At 38.0% G+C, this 16,109-nt stretch carries 11 protein-coding genes; 10 read left to right on the top strand and 1 reads right to left on the bottom strand.

All coding sequences use genetic code 11. The annotated features are described in order from the left end of the window. Position 1: 1 nt before the first annotated feature. The 7 genes from thiS to ACFIKR_RS03060 all read left to right on the top strand — a co-directional run bounded on the left by thiS (position 2) and on the right by ACFIKR_RS03060 (position 8,935). Complete coding sequence (gene thiS, locus ACFIKR_RS03090) at positions 2-199, top strand: sulfur carrier protein ThiS (protein WP_375658794.1); 198 nt, start codon at positions 2-4, stop codon at positions 197-199. Positions 200-203: 4 nt separating this feature from the next. Next, positions 204-977 carry a thiazole synthase gene (locus tag ACFIKR_RS03085; RefSeq protein WP_375658793.1) on the top strand — a complete coding sequence of 258 codons (774 nt, stop codon included), beginning with the start codon at positions 204-206 and terminating at the stop codon, positions 975-977. Next, positions 974-1,579 carry a thiamine phosphate synthase gene (locus ACFIKR_RS03080; protein WP_375658792.1) on the top strand — a complete coding sequence of 202 codons (606 nt, stop codon included), beginning with the start codon at positions 974-976 and terminating at the stop codon, positions 1,577-1,579. The genes ACFIKR_RS03085 and ACFIKR_RS03080 overlap by 4 nt, the downstream gene beginning before the upstream one ends. Then, entirely contained in the window at positions 1,570-2,328 is a 759-nt protein-coding gene (locus tag ACFIKR_RS03075; protein ID WP_375658791.1) for a hydroxymethylpyrimidine/phosphomethylpyrimidine kinase, read from the top strand. Before ACFIKR_RS03080 ends, ACFIKR_RS03075 begins: the two co-directional genes overlap by 10 nt. A gap of 473 nt (positions 2,329-2,801) precedes the next feature. After that, positions 2,802-3,632 (top strand): uracil-DNA glycosylase family protein, encoded by an 831-nt coding sequence (locus ACFIKR_RS03070; protein WP_375658790.1) that lies wholly within the window; start codon positions 2,802-2,804, stop codon positions 3,630-3,632. 69 nt (positions 3,633-3,701) lie between these two features. After that, positions 3,702-6,329, top strand: coding sequence for an aminopeptidase N (gene pepN, locus ACFIKR_RS03065; RefSeq protein ID WP_375658789.1), 2,628 nt, complete (start codon positions 3,702-3,704; stop codon positions 6,327-6,329). 284 nt (positions 6,330-6,613) lie between these two features. Then, positions 6,614-8,935, top strand: coding sequence for an ATP-binding protein (locus ACFIKR_RS03060; protein WP_375658788.1), 2,322 nt, complete (start codon positions 6,614-6,616; stop codon positions 8,933-8,935). Here the strand turns inward: ACFIKR_RS03060 and ACFIKR_RS03055 are convergent. After that, positions 8,932-9,456 carry a methylated-DNA--[protein]-cysteine S-methyltransferase gene (locus ACFIKR_RS03055; protein ID WP_375658787.1) on the bottom strand — a complete coding sequence of 175 codons (525 nt, stop codon included), beginning with the start codon at positions 9,454-9,456 and terminating at the stop codon, positions 8,932-8,934. The genes ACFIKR_RS03060 and ACFIKR_RS03055 overlap by 4 nt on opposite strands. Before the next feature lie 763 nt (positions 9,457-10,219). On the opposite strand from ACFIKR_RS03055, the gene carB reads away from it, so the two are divergent. The 3 genes from carB to ACFIKR_RS03040 all read left to right on the top strand — a co-directional run bounded on the left by carB (position 10,220) and on the right by ACFIKR_RS03040 (position 15,685). Further along, positions 10,220-13,705, top strand: coding sequence for a carbamoyl-phosphate synthase large subunit (gene carB / locus ACFIKR_RS03050; RefSeq protein ID WP_375658786.1), 3,486 nt, complete (start codon positions 10,220-10,222; stop codon positions 13,703-13,705). Between the two features lie 246 nt (positions 13,706-13,951). Beyond that, entirely contained in the window at positions 13,952-14,161 is a 210-nt protein-coding gene (locus ACFIKR_RS03045) for a cold-shock protein (protein WP_012754908.1), read from the top strand. 321 nt (positions 14,162-14,482) lie between these two features. Next, positions 14,483-15,685, top strand: a complete 1,203-nt coding sequence (locus ACFIKR_RS03040) for a pyridoxal phosphate-dependent aminotransferase (RefSeq protein WP_375658785.1) — start codon at positions 14,483-14,485, stop codon at positions 15,683-15,685. Positions 15,686-16,109: the final 424 nt, after the last annotated feature.

Here is a 16,109-nt window from a genome sequence, read left to right as displayed (position 1 = left end):
CATGCAAATATTTGTTAATGGTGAAACAGTCCAAACAGAAGTTATGACTCTCGGTCTCTTACTTGAAGAATTGGGGTATGAAGGAAATTGGCTTGCAACCGCTGTTAACGCTGAAGTTGTTTCCATAGATGCACGAAACCAATTTGTCTTGCATGAAGGAGATAAAATTGAAATTTTAAGCCCAATGCAAGGAGGCTAAAATTATGCTGAATCTTTATGGACGACAATTCTCTTCCCGTCTTCTATTAGGTACAGCGCAATATCCTTCACCAACAATTCTTCGTGATGCTATTCATAAATCGAATACGGAAATTGTGACTGTTTCCTTGCGTCGTGAAACGGCAGGTGGAAAACAAGGTGGACAATTTTGGCAATTTCTTCAAGAACTTGGAGTAACAGTGCTTCCTAATACTGCTGGTTGTTATACTGTTAAAGAGGCCGTAACCACAGCGCAATTAGCAAGAGATCTCTTTAAAACAGCTTGGATTAAACTCGAAGTGATAGGAAACCCAGACACCTTACAGCCAAATATTTTTTCCTTAATCGAAGCAGCACAAATTTTAAACAATGAAGGTTTCAAAATTTTTGCTTACACAACGGATGATCTCATTGTTGCTGAAAAACTTTTCGACATTGGTTGCCGTGTTATTATGCCTTGGTGTGCTCCTATTGGTTCTGCCAAAGGACCTCATAATACTGATGGACTGCGTTCTATCCGTGCTTACCTTCCTGACGCTACTCTTGTTATTGATGCCGGCATTGGACGCCCATCACATGCCGCCATTGCGATGGAACTCGGTTATGATGCAGTACTGCTTAATACCGCAGTTGCTAAAGCAGGTGATCCTGTCTTAATGGCTGAAGCATTTTCTAAAGCTGTTCAAGCAGGACGTATGGGATATAAAGCTGGCATGATCGAAGCACGCAATGTAGCAGTCCCTTCAACGCCAGTCATTGGAAAAGCAGTATTTTCATGAAACTGGATCCATTTTACCTCATCGTTGATAACGCTGATTGGATTGAACGTTTGCTCCCTCTTGGCATCAAGCTCGTACAATTGCGTATGAAACATGAAAATCAACAAATAATCCGTCAACATATCAAGCGCGCAAAAAACATATGCAATAAATTGGAAGCACAATTAATTATTAATGATCATTGGGAAATAGCAATTGATGAAAAGTGCAATTTTATTCATCTGGGACAAGAAGACCTAAGCAATGCTGATCTTCACGCAATTCGTAAAAGTGGTATAAAAGTTGGTCTTAGTACACATGATGAACATGAATTGGATATCGCACTCTCTGTTAATCCTGAGTATATTGCACTTGGTCCTATTTATCCGACAATCTTAAAAAAAATGAAATGGATGCCGCAAGGACTAGAAAAAATCAAACAATGGAGAAAGCGGATTGGTGCTTTACCTTTGGTGGGTATTGGTGGTTTAACACCAGAACGCGCAGTTGATGTTTTAAAAGCAGGAGCAAATAGTGCTGCTGTTGTGACTGATATTATCCTCCATAAAAAACCTGAAGAGCGTGTCCAGCAGTGGATAAAAGTGACACAAACATGGCGTTGATACCTTCCATTCTTATTGTTGCGGGCACGGATCCTACAGGAGGTGCCGGTATTGTTTGTGATATAGAAACCGCTGCACATTTTCAAATAAAAGCAAATTTAGCAATCACTTGTGTTAACGTACAAGATGATAATCGCGTTGCCGAAATCATTCCAATGCGTGGAGATCTCGTCGCTGCGCAAATGCGTGCTGCCCTAGAAGCAAATCCAATAAGCGCAATAAAAATCGGTATGACGGGGACAAAAGCAATTATAGCAGCAATCTGTAACGTACTCAAAGACTATCCCCATGTTCCAGTTATTCTGGACCCTGTACTTGTCGCTTCATCAGGAGGAAAACTAACAACGGAAACAATCATCGACACTATGATCGATAAACTGCTTCCTCATGTTACTCTTTTAACACCGAATAGAGAAGAACTTGCTCTTCTTAGCCAAAGTCCATTGGCATCTCATGATGAGCAAGCAATACAACAAGCAAAAAAACTTTTGTCATTGGGAGCTCGATCTATTTTAGTAAAAGGGGGACATGCAGAGGGTCCTCTTGCAATTGATAGCTTCATTGACAAAACTGAAGTCATAAATATTTCTACGCCACGTTTAAAAGGAACAATGCGAGGAACAGGTTGCATTCTCTCAAGCGCTATTGCTACGCATTTAGCATTAAATGAACCTCTCATTTCAGCTGTAAAAAAAGCAAAAGCATATATCTACACATTGCTTTCAACCCATTGTAAAAACAGTTTGTAAAGTCTTAGTATTTTCTCATATATCTAATATTTTCTCATATAAAAGTAATATTTATATATCTCATTCATATATTTAATATTTTTAATAAAAATTATTAAAAAAAAGATAAAAGTATAATAATAAAAAATTTATACTTAATTTTACAAATAAAATACTATAAAAGTCACTTTCATTAATTATTAAATATAGAATATAATGATCAAAAATGTTATCATACCACTTGCATTCAGTAGAGAATTCTTTTATTATAAAGAGCTTAGTCTGTTTAAAAATTTAAAATAGCGTAATTTAAACAAAATGTACATTTAAAGATGTATATAATCGCGAACACTCGCATTTTACGATTTGCCTTTTTTGTGAAAAGAGAGAATCCTATCAGCGTTCTTGTACATTAATGGCTAGCGAATACATTTATAAAACTTGAAGGATAATTTTGTTTGATCTATAGTTGCTAGATCATTAGAAAAAATAAAATGTTAAATCAAACGCCGTGCTCAATTTCCTATGAAGAACTCTTAAACTTTTATAAAGAAAGTGGTGCGGATGCTGTTCTGACAAATTTCCCTATTAATCGTTTTAAGCAGTCTGCTTGTTCAGAGAGCAAATTAATATCTGTCGTGAACATTTCTCATAATCAACAAACATCTCCCACCGTAAAATCAGATCATCGTCCGCTGCATAACTCTAGGGGGGCTATACAAAATGAACCCACAGCTATAGAGAGTGCAAACAATGCAAAAACACTTGATGAATTAAAATCTGCGCTCCTCGCATTTAATGGCTGTTCACTAAAATTGACAGCAAAAAATACCTGCTTTTCAGATGGAACAGCAGGAAGCCCCCTGATGCTTATAGGCGAAGCACCAGGACGAGAAGAGGATATACAAGGAATTCCTTTTGTGGGAAAAGCAGGGATGTTGCTTAATAAAATCCTCGCATCAATTGGCTTAACAAGAAATAATGTTTACATTGCCAACACTATTCCTTGGCGTCCACCAGGAAATCGTACACCAACACCAAGAGAAGTTGCCTTGTGCCGTCCTTTTATTGAACGGCACATTCATTTAGCGCGTCCTCGTGTACTTATAGCACTGGGAGGCATTGCTGCACAGCTTCTTACGGGATCTCAAAATGGGATTATCCGAACACGAGGGAAATGGCATATTTATGAAAGTGAGGATAATATTAAAATACCTGTTATGCCAACTTTCCACCCTGCCTACCTTCTCCGAACCCCTAGTCAAAAAAAACTTACATGGATAGACTTCTTAGAAGTAAAAAATCGCCTCGATAGCCTTTTGTAATTCTGTAATCTTCTTTGACTCTAAAATTAAACACCTTCTTTAACTCTTAAAATACGAATGGGAAAAACTATGGAACAGCCAACAACATCTATTTATCGTTTGGAAGACTATCAGCCAACCCCTTACGCTATCCCTAAAACACAACTTTCCTTCCAATTGGCACCAACAAAAACCTATGTTACAGCCATATTGTCTATTGAACCCCGTCACAATACAAAAGAATTAACACCTCTTGTTCTTTCTGGTGATGATCTTACTTTAATTTCCGTTTCTATCAATGGTGAGACGTTAGCCCCAAACACTTATAAAGTGACGCCTTCACGTTTAGAAATTACAAACCCACCAGCGGCTCTTTTTACATTGAAATTGGTTACGGAACTGAATCCTGAAAGCAACCGCCAACTTATGGGCCTTTATCTTTCAAATGGTGTTTATTGCACACAATGCGAATCGGAAGGCTTTCGTCGTATTACTTATTTTTACGACCGCCCAGATGTTCTTTCTACCTATAGAGTGAAAATTGAAGCAGATTCCCAAACAATCCCAATCTTGCTTTCAAATGGTAATCTAGTGGAAACAGGAACTTTAGAGAATAATCGCCATTTTGCCATTTGGGAAGATCCTTATCCCAAACCATCTTATCTCTTTGCTTTAGTAGGTGGAGATCTTGATAAGTTAGAAGATCATTTTACAACTGTATCTGGACGACGTATCGAGCTTGGTATCTATGTGGAAAAAGGAAAAACCAAACGCGCAACCTATGCAATGGATGCTCTTAAACGTTCCATGCGTTGGGATGAACAATGTTTTGGGCGCGAATATGATCTTGATGTTTTCAATATTGTTGCTGTGTCCGACTTTAACATGGGAGCAATGGAAAACAAGGGACTTAACGTTTTTAATGATAAATATGTTCTCGCAGATCCTGAAACAGCAACCGATCAAGATTATAGAAATGTTGAACGTGTCATTGCACATGAATATTTCCATAATTGGAGCGGTAATCGTATTACCTGTCGCGATTGGTTTCAACTCTGTTTAAAAGAAGGATTCACTGTTTATCGTGATCAGGAATTTTCATCAGATCAAAATGTACGCAGCCTACAGCGAATTGAAAATATAAAAACATTAAAAGCTACTCAATTTGCCGAAGACGCTGGTCCCCTCGCTCATCCTGTACGTCCTCGTCAATATAGCCAAATTAACAATTTTTACACCACAACTGTTTATGAAAAAGGTGCTGAGGTTGTTCGCATGATACGGACTATTTTAGGACCCTCTCTGTTTCGTAAAGGTACTGATCTTTATTTTCAACGTCATGATGGACAAGCTTGTACAATTGAAGATTTTATCACCTGTTTTGCTGAAGTATCTGGTCAAGACTTTTCCCAATTCATGTTGTGGTATGAACAAGCTGGAACACCAAATGTAAAAATCGATAGTCATTATAGCGATGGTGTTTTAACAATTCATGCAAAGCAACATATTCCGGCAACCCCACAACAAAATACAAAAAAGCCCATGCTTATCCCTATATTATTTGGCTTGTTAGGACCTAATGGAGAAAACCTCACCTATGAAGCGGATACAGATATTCAATCAAACGTTATGCTTTTATCCAAGGAAAACCAAACGTTTACATTAAAGGGTCTGCGTGAAAAACCTGTTTTATCACTGCTTAGAGACTTCTCTGCGCCAATCAATCTACAAACTCCATTCAATGAAAGCGAACTTATTTTTCTTGCACAACATGATGACAATCACATCAATCGCTGGCAATCTCTTAATCATTTAATGACGCAAGCTTTGATTCAAAGCATTCAAGATGAAACAAAAGCAAAAGAGGGGATGCCCTCTGCTTTGATAAAATTGATTGAAGCTATCATTACAGATGAAAGTCTTGAACCTGAGTTTCGTGCATTTTGTTTAAGTTTACCGAGCGAAGTTGAACTTGCCCATACACTTGGTAAAAATGTTGACCCAGAGCGTATTCATCATGTGCGCAATCAGTTTTTAGCTTCGCTCGCACATACACATCAAGGGCTCTTCACAAAATTTTATGGGCAAATGCAAACCAAAGAGCCCTATTCATCAAACACTGTACAAGCTGGAAAGCGAGCATTAAAGAATATAATACTGGATTATCTTTCCATTACTGAGGCCAATCCAAATCGTGCTGCCGCACAATATGCAACAGCTGATAATATGACTGACCGTATGGCTAGTATCGCTGTTCTCGTGAAGCGTTTTAATGAAAGTGAGCAGGCGCAAAATGCCTTAAATGATTTTGAAAACCGCTATCACCATGATCCTTTGGTCATGGATAAATGGTTCTCCATTCAAGCAATGGTTGCAGGAGCATCAACGCTCAAGGATGTTCAAAAGCTCATGCAACACCCGCTATTTTCAAAAGACAATCCCAATCGTGTGCGTTCCCTAATCGGTGTCTTTGCCTTTAACAATCTCACGGGCTTTAACAGGATAGATGGAGCATCTTATCATTTTCTTTGCCAAATCATTTTGGAAATTGACAAAAAAAATCCACAGCTCGCTTCACGATTATTAACGACGATGCGCTCTTGGCGACAATTAGAACCCATTCGACAACAAAAACTTGAAACTGAATTAAAAACAATTGCTGCTGCGCCAAAATTATCAAGCGATGTCGCTGATATCATCAACCGTCTGCTCACTTGAAACAAAAAATTATTTTAAATCAATATTCTATAATATTTTTTAAATAAATTCTACAGACTATTCGATCATCATTAAATCTATAAACAGGCAATCTAAGCCTGTTTATAGATCATATTTAAAGTGCCTTTTCCTTTTCATATTCCAAGTTCATAGAAGTAAAATTATTTTTTTAAAAAAAAGACTGGACAGAAGACTCCTGTTTTGATTCATTGCACTCGATGGGGTTACTATGAATATCGAAGCAGTTTTTAAATCACATTATTCTGTAATTAAAGGAACAAGAGATGGCTAAATTGGACGCATATAATGCGCCAAGGGAGATATATGCTGATTCAAAATCGAGCGCTCCAAGTCATAAAGCGCAGAAAAAACGTATTCATCTGCTTTCTGGCTCCGCCTATCAAAAGCTTCTCTTTATTGAACCTTGGTTGCGTCGCTCACTTCCGTTTGTCATTTTAGCATTTCTTATTGTACTTGCATCAATTCGTTTTGTATCACTCTATGATTGGCGTAACACGATTGATAAGAACACGCGTTCTACCATCACTCTCTTAGCTTCTCATATTACCAATACAATTAATCATGACTTACTGGCTGTCTCTCAGAAAGGAAAAGTCTCTGCCCTTTCTCATAGTCATTTGCAAAATATCCTCACCACTTTTCGTAATCAAGATCTTATTAATCCTAGCACTCTAATCGCCATTATTGATCAAAAAGGAAATGTCTTAGCTTCATCCAGTTCAGAGATTGCTTTAGGAAAACCTTTGCAAAATTTTATCTCTGACAGTATTGCTTTACAATCTCTTGGACAGCACGTTGGAATTATGAAAATCACAATAGGAAAAGATGCCCCTGCTCTTGCTTCATTTCAGCAAACAGAAAATGGGCAATATGGCGTATTCATTAGCGAAAAAATGCAAGATAGCGCCATGCAATGGCGGAAAATTCTCTCGTTAAATATAACCCTATTCATTGGAACTAGTGGCGTTATCCTCGCTCTTCTTTATGCTTATTACAACCAAATTGTACGAGCACGCAAAACGGATCTTGTCTCAGAAAAAATTCAAAACCGTATTGATATGGCAATGATGCGTGGACGCTGTGGACTATGGGATTGGAATATGGCAAGTGGACGCGTCTACTGGTCACGAGCAATGTATGAAATGCTGGGCTATGTCCCTCAAGATGCACTGCTATCAATTTCCCAAATTAGCGCCATTATCAATCCAAATGATGCGAATTTTTTTGATCTTGCTCAGGAATTAATGAGCGGTAAAAAAAAGCATATCGATATTAATGTTCCCATGCGCCATGCCGATGGCCATTATGTCTGGATGCGGATTCGTGCTGAAGTTACTGAAGAAGAAGAACCCCATTTGGTTGGTATTTCCTTCGATATTAGTGAACAGCAACAATTGGCTGAACAAACAGCGCAAGCTGACCTTCGTATTCGTGATGCTATTGAAAATATTTCAGAATCTTTCGTCTTGTGGGATTCAGAAGGACGTTTAGTCATGTCCAACAGCAAATTTTGCGAATATGCTGCTATTCCTAAACAAATTCTACAATCCGGTATCCAACGTGCAACCGTCGAAGCCATGGCACGCCCTGCACTCAGTGAATATCCCCTTAAAGATGATGGTACTGGTAACTTAACCAGTATTCGCCAAACGGCAGATGGTTGTTGGCTCAAAATTAACGAACGGCGAACCCAAGACGGAGGATTGGTTTGTATTGGTACTGACATTTCTGAGCTTAAACAACAACAGGAAAAATTTGAAGACAGTGAAAGGCGTCTTTTTTCTTTCATTCAAGAACTCAAACGTGCTCGAGGAAGTGCTCAACAACGCGCAACAGAAGTTGAAAAACTTAATAAAAGTTTGAAAGCAGAAAAAGAACGCGCCGAAAGTGCTAATAAGGCTAAATCAGAATTTTTAGCCAATATGTCTCATGAATTGCGCACGCCACTGAATGCTATTCTCGGTTTTTCAGATATCATGTTGCAATCGACTTTTGGCCCTCTTGGTTCACAACGCTATAAGGAATATATGCATGATATTTACAATTCAGGAACCCATCTTCTAACCCTTATCAATGACATCCTTGATATGTCAAAAATTGAAGCTGGAAGATTTACGCTTGATTGTAAAAATACCGATCTTGAGCCTATCATTAGTGAAGCAGTACGAACACTCACGCCTCAAGCTCAAGAAAAAAATATTGTTGTTACAACAAACATTACCCCAGAACTTCATGCTGAAGTTGATGGTCGTGCAATGAAACAGATTTTCCTTAATCTCATCTCTAATGCCGTTAAATTTACGCCTTCTGGCGGAAATATTGATGTCTGCGCTTTCAAGAAAAAAAATAACCTTATTTTTAAAATTACAGATACAGGTGTTGGTATTCCCCAATCAGCAATTAAAAAACTTGGGCAACCTTTTGAACAAGTCGAAAATCAGCTTACTAAATCTCACACGGGCTCAGGTCTTGGCTTAGCCATTTCACGCTCCTTGCTAGAACTTCACAAAGGAAAACTTGAAATTACTTCAAAAGAAATGAAAGGCACAACTGTAACGATTATAATGCCCATCACACAAAGTTAAATTTCTCCATTTTGTTCTCGTTGTAGCAAAATCTGTTTCCGTTTGGCGCCCCAACGATACCCTGAAATAAAACCATTTTTACGCACAACACGATGACAAGGAATGATAACAGCCAGTTCGTTACGTGCACACGCATTAGCAACGGCACGAAAAGCGTTCGGTATACCAATATGGCACGCTAAGACTTCATATAAAATAGTTTCACCACATGGTATACTACATAATACTGCCCATACTTGTCGTTGAAAAACTGTACCATTTATATCTAAGGGAAAATTATATTTTTTTACCAACTTAGGTGTTTCTATCATGGCTATAATATGAGCAACTTCTCTCTTAAATGTATTGTCACCTACAACTTGTTGTGCATTGCCAAAGCGTATCGTAAACTCCTGTAATAATTGCTCTATAGTGTCTCCTAACGCTATATGACAAATTCCTTTTTGAGACCTAGCCACCAAAAGCTTTCCTATTGATACATCTTTCAGGCAGAATATCTTCGTTTGAGAAATGTTCAGCATTTTAGCCTTCTTTATATTTTAAAAAGTTTTGAACATCATCCATAAAGTAAAGGGAGAGTATTTACTATCTTTTAACAACAAACAAAATCATTCTGAAATTATCTCCTTAGCCATTGTATTAAAATACACTCTCACTCTTTTATGAAAGGGAAATATACATAGATTGACTTTCTTCCTACCCTAAAACAAAAACTTCGACCAGAGCCGATCTATCAACAATCTTGCTTTTTATCTGACAGATTCTAACTGAGACCATTTCATATGATTTATTTCATAAGCTCCCTACAGACAAATACTGCCCTGAATTCTATCATATACTCTAACAAAAAATACCTTAATGTGGTAAATTTTCATACCTTATATCACAGCTCTAAACGGCAGTATTTTACGGAACAACAAGATAAACTTCCCATTTCATTTTACAAAACCCCATCGAACCATCAATAGTGGCTTATGTTTTACAAGCAACAGAAAAAACACGCGCCCTCTTAGACAAACAACGTCATAAAACACAAAATGTGCCGACAATGGATTGGAAAGATGTTCCAGCTTTTATTATTTTTTATCAAAGGCCATACTTTTGATATACTGACGAGATGACTCAGCTCAAAAAAATTATCTTCAATTTTATGAAAAAAAGCATGGAAAAGGTATTTTAGTGCTTACTTTCTTTGTCACTTAACTTATAAAATGACTGTAGCCTCAGAACTGAAATATTTTACCCGCAACAATCGTGCACAGATATTTGTCATAGGAAAAAGCCATGCCCAAACGCACAGATATAAAATCTATTCTTATCATCGGAGCAGGACCTATTATCATTGGTCAGGCATGTGAATTTGATTATTCAGGCACACAAGCCTGTAAAGCATTAAAAGAAGAAGGTTATCGAATTATTTTGGTAAATTCTAATCCTGCCACGATTATGACAGATCCAGATCTAGCTGATGCAACGTATATAGAGCCCATTACGCCTGAAATAGTTGCTAAAATTATTGCCCATGAACGTCCCGATGCCCTTTTGCCCACTATGGGAGGACAAACAGCCCTCAACACTGCTTTATCATTAAAGCGTATGGGTATTTTAGACCGCTATCATGTTGAAATGATAGGGGCAAATGCTGATGCTATTGATAAAGCTGAAGATCGTGCTTTATTCCGCCAAGCAATGGCAAAAATCGGTTTGGAAACGCCACGCTCTATGTTAGCCAATGCAACAGAACTAAAAGAAGAAAATCGCCGACAGCACGCAAAAACGCGTGCTGAACTTAAAGCAAAACTTTCTAGTGCTGCACTTGACAAAGCACTCGAAGAACTTGAGCGCAACTGGCAACATACCGAAACTGATCGCAAACAACATTATATCGCCCATGCAACAGCAAAAGCAGTTCAAGCTCTTGATGTTGTTGGACTTCCAGCTATTATTCGTCCTTCATTTACCCTTGGTGGAACCGGTGGTGGAATCGCTTACAATCGTTCTGAATTTTATGAAATTATCGAACGCGGTCTTGAAGCTTCGCCTACAACTGAAGTTTTAATTGAAGAAAGTGTTTTAGGGTGGAAAGAATATGAGATGGAAGTTGTTCGTGATAAAAACGACAACTGTATCATTGTTTGTTCTATTGAAAACATTGATCCAATGGGGATTCATACCGGTGATTCGATTACTGTAGCACCTGCTCTTACCTTAACAGATAAAGAATATCAATGTATGCGTAATGCTTCGATTGCTGTTTTGCGTGAAATTGGTGTTGAAACGGGGGGATCCAATGTACAGTTTGCTGTCAATCCTGAAAATGGGCGCCTCATTGTTATTGAAATGAATCCGCGTGTTTCTCGCTCTTCAGCGCTTGCCTCAAAAGCAACGGGGTTTCCCATTGCCAAAGTAGCGGCTAAACTGGCTGTTGGTTATACTCTTGATGAATTAAAAAATGATATCACGGGCGGTGCAACACCAGCATCATTTGAACCTTCTATTGACTATATTGTGACAAAAATTCCTCGTTTTGCTTTCGAAAAATTTCCCGGTTCATCACCTGTCCTCACAACTGCGATGAAATCTGTAGGAGAAGTCATGGCAATTGGACGCACTTTTCAAGAATCGTTACAAAAAGCACTCCGTGGGCTTGAAACAGGACTTACGGGTCTTGATGAAATTGTAATTCCAGAGCATGCTGAAGGTGATGAAAAAAGTTCTATACGCTCCGCCATTGCAATACCAAGTCCTGATCGTCTACGCTATATTGCTCAAGCCATGCGCACAGGCTTACCCTTAAATGAGATTCACCAAATTAGCAAAATTGATCCGTGGTTTTTAGAACAAATAGCTTCCATCATTGAAATGGAGCAGCGTATCCGCGTTCATGGATTACCCCAAGACGCAGATAACTTACGTATGTTAAAAGCTATGGGATTTTCAGATGCGCGATTAGCCTCCCTTACTGGAAAAGAACCCGATGATATCGCAGCTTTACGCAGATCACTGAATGTTAAACACGTCTTCAAACGAATTGACACTTGTGCCGCTGAATTTTCTTCTCCTACAGCCTATATGTATTCAACATATGAAGTTCCCTTTGCAGGTGTAGAGCACTCGGAAGCACACGTTTCTGAACGCAAAAAAATTGCCATTTTAGGCGGTGGACCAAACCGCATTGGTCAAGGTATTGAATTTGATTACTGTTGCTGCCACGCTGCTTTTGCACTGCGTGATGCAGGCTTTGAAGCGATTATGATTAACTGTAATCCTGAAACAGTTTCAACCGACTATGATACCTCTGATCGCCTTTACTTTGAATCTTTAACAACAGAAGATGTTATCGCTATTCTAGAAGCAGAACAGGAAAAAGGAGATTTAGTTGGAGTCATCGTCCAATTTGGCGGACAAACACCCTTGAAACTGGCAAGCGCTCTAGAAAAACACAACATTCCCATCTTGGGTACTTCACCTGACGCTATCGACTTAGCAGAAGATAGAGATCGCTTTCAAAAACTGTTATTTAAACTTAACTTAACACAACCTCAAAATGGTATTGCTCACTCCATCGAACAAGCACGCCTCATTGCCCATGAACTAGGCTTCCCATTGGTTGTACGTCCCTCTTATGTTTTAGGAGGACGTGCTATGCAAATTATCCGTGATGAACGTAGCTTACAAAATTATTTACTTGAGAGTGTTCCTGAATTAATTTCAGAAGATATCAAAGTCCGTTATCCTAACAACACAACAGGACAAATCAATATATTGCTTGGTAAAAATCCGCTTCTCTTTGATACCTATTTAACCGAAGCAATTGAAGTAGACGTTGATTGTCTATGTGATGGCAACGAAACACTGATTGTTGGTATTATGGAACACATTGAAGAAGCTGGTATCCACTCTGGTGATTCAGCATGTTCTTTACCAGTCCGTACGCTCTCAAATAAAATAGTTACTGAATTAGAGCGCCAAACCAAAGCATTAGCACAAGCACTTCATGTTCGCGGTTTAATGAATGTACAATATGCTATAAAAGATGACACTATTTATGTCTTAGAAGTCAATCCCCGTGCTTCACGTACTGTCCCATTTGTTGCAAAAACGATTGGTCGCCCTATTGCTAAAATGGCTGCACGTATTATGGCAGGAGAAACACTTCATGATGCTCTTCAAGCTTATGGTGGATTACCTTCTTTGCAGGAAAAACAACATATTGCCGTCAAGGAAGCAGTGTTTCCTTTTGCTCGTTTTTCAGGTGTTGATACACTTCTTGGTCCAGAAATGCGCTCAACTGGTGAAGTTATGGGACTTGACTATGAATTTTCGCTTGCTTTTGCTAAAGCCCAACTTGGAGCTGGTGTAAAACTCCCTAAAGAGGGAACTTTGTTCGTTTCTGTAAGAGATGAAGATAAAAAACGCATCTTAAATCCTGTAAAACTTTTAGGTGAGCTTGGCTTTTCTGTTGTCGCCACAAGTGGAACACATAAATTTCTTACCGAACATAATATTGAGGCAAAAAAAATCAATAAAGTCCTCGAAGGGCATCCTCATATTGAAGATGCCATTCGTAATCGAAAAATTCAATTGATTTTTAATACAACTAGCACTGCCAGTGCCATCTCAGACTCAAAATCATTACGTTATGCAGCACTCATGCAAAACGTTCCCTATTATACAACAATAGCTGGAGCCGAAGCCGTCGTAGAAGCGATCAAAGCACTCAAAAAAAGGCGCCTTGAAGTACGTTCACTACAAAGTTATTTCAGTTGAATTTTTTCTACTCAGCAAAATGTACACTGTTTTCTTATTTTTTCTTTATATAAAAATTGATTAAGACTTGCTTTTTGTTCTAAAGACTTTTATAGAGGTCTCATCGAATTTTCGGTTACGTGACTTTCTTTCCTGTGCAATCTGCACTTTTGACGAAACTTCTACCACCTAATTTCGATCTACAACCGTATTGAAGGAATGAAAGCTTCAATACTTAATATAATTATATATTCTAAGGAGTTTCCTATGTCTACAGGAACAGTTAAGTGGTTTAATACAACAAAAGGTTTTGGATTCATTCAGCCTAGTGATGGTAGTGCAGATGTATTTGTACACATTTCTGCCGTTGAGCGTTCTGGTCTAAACAGTCTTAATGAAGGGCAAAAAATTTCTTATGATGTTCTTCAAGATCGTCGTTCAGGAAAATTTGCCGCTGGCAACCTTGCAGCCCTTTAAAATTTAAACTTTGCAATATTTTATTTAAAAGTCTTTGTCTGTAACGACGAGGACTTTTTTATTTTGTATAAAGCATCATTTTACCTTGTTAAAATAAAAGACTGCTTATCTCCTTTGCACAATTTATCAAACCTCCCTTATGCTTCCTCAAAAATTTTCATAAAATTTAAGAAGAGATTATCTTGTAAAAATCTCAAAAAAGAAGAATGTAAAGCCCGTGTAAGAGTATTTTGGAAATTTTTTATTGCATACAATATAATCTCTTATAGAATATCCTTAAAGCAATAACCATTTGTTGATATAATATAAGGATTTAAAATTATGGCTTTTATTGCCGATAAACTGTCTCGTATCAAACCTTCTGCAACAATTGCTGCTTCCCAAAAAGCCCGTCATTTAAAAACATTAGGGCGCAACGTTATTGCTTTAAGCGCTGGAGAGCCAGACTTTGATACCCCAGACAACATCAAAAACGCGGCCATTGAAGCTATTCGAAGAGGGGAAACAAAATACCCTCCCATATCTGGAATTCCAGAATTGCGCCAAGCAATTTCTGCAAAGTTTAAAAGAGAAAATAATCTCAATTATGAACCAGAGCAAATTATTGTTGGAACTGGCGGTAAACAGATTCTCTTTAATGCATTCATGGCAACTTTGAATAAAGGAGATGAGGTCATCATTCCATCCCCTTATTGGGTTAGTTATCCAGAAATGGTCGCACTCAACGATGGTACGCCTGTCTTTTTAAAAACAAAAAACGAATTTTCTTATAAACTCCAACCACAAGAGCTAGAAGCTGCCATTACTCCCAAAACCAAATGGTTCATCTTTAACTCTCCTTCAAATCCATCAGGTGCCGCTTATACGCATCATGAATTGAAAAAACTCACAGATGTTTTAGTAAAATATCCTCATGTTTATATTCTTTCCGATGATATATATGAACATCTCACATATGAGGGTTTTACCTTTGTTACTCCAGCTCAAGTAGAACCAGCGCTTTATGAGCGTACACTCACAATGAATGGTGTTTCCAAAGCCTATGCGATGACGGGATGGAGAATCGGCTATGCAGGCGGACCACAAGAATTAATTAAAGCTATGGATACCATTCAAGGTCAGCAAACATCTGGAACAAGTGTCATTTCACAATGGGCTGCTGTTGAAGCACTCAATGGGCCACAAGACTTTATCGCTAAAAATAAAAGTATTTTTCAAGCACGTCGTGATCTCGTTGTTTCCATGCTAAACCAAGCTCCTGGCATTCACTGTCCAACGCCCGAAGGTGCTTTTTATGTTTATCCTTCTTGCACAGAACTTATTGGAAAGAAAACACCCAACGGTCAATGCATTACGAATGATGAAGACTTTGCCATAGCGCTTCTAGAAACAGAAGCTGTTGCTGTCGTCCAAGGATCTGCTTTTGGACTTGAATCAGCTTTTCGTATTTCTTATGCAACATCAGAAGAATTACTTGAAGAAGCTTGTATACGTATACAGCGCTTTTGCAACAGTTTAATTTAAAATCTTTAATATCATCTCTTGTGATCATTTTTTTGCCGAATGTCATTATATCCGAGAAAATATCGGAAACTGTATCATGGTCTGAATCAATCGATTCAGCAAAAATATTCATGAATAAACACAACAATAGAGGTTGTAGATAAAGATCAAAAAATCTAGCGATTAAATAAATGAATCGGTTTATTATCATAAGAGATGAAAAAACTATTCTGATTTCTCTATTCAATTCATAACTCTAAAAAAGATCGAGCACTTTTAAACACAATTGCCCTTATAATCAAGAGCCCTTACAATCAAATCTTTTCTATTTCTCGGCTTCTTCTTCGTCCTAAAATGAAGAAGAATCCACCTCCCCTCGTTATGTAAACAATCCAGTTTCCTTTAAGTTCTATCTAATAACGACTTGATTTACTTCATAGGCTTT

It is taken from the genome of Bartonella sp. MR30HLJHH, assembly GCF_042194195.1.
Classification (GTDB): domain Bacteria; phylum Pseudomonadota; class Alphaproteobacteria; order Rhizobiales; family Rhizobiaceae; genus Bartonella; species Bartonella grahamii.
The sequence above is the reverse complement of the archived record's forward strand: the minus strand, read 5'-3'. Positions and strand labels throughout refer to the sequence as shown.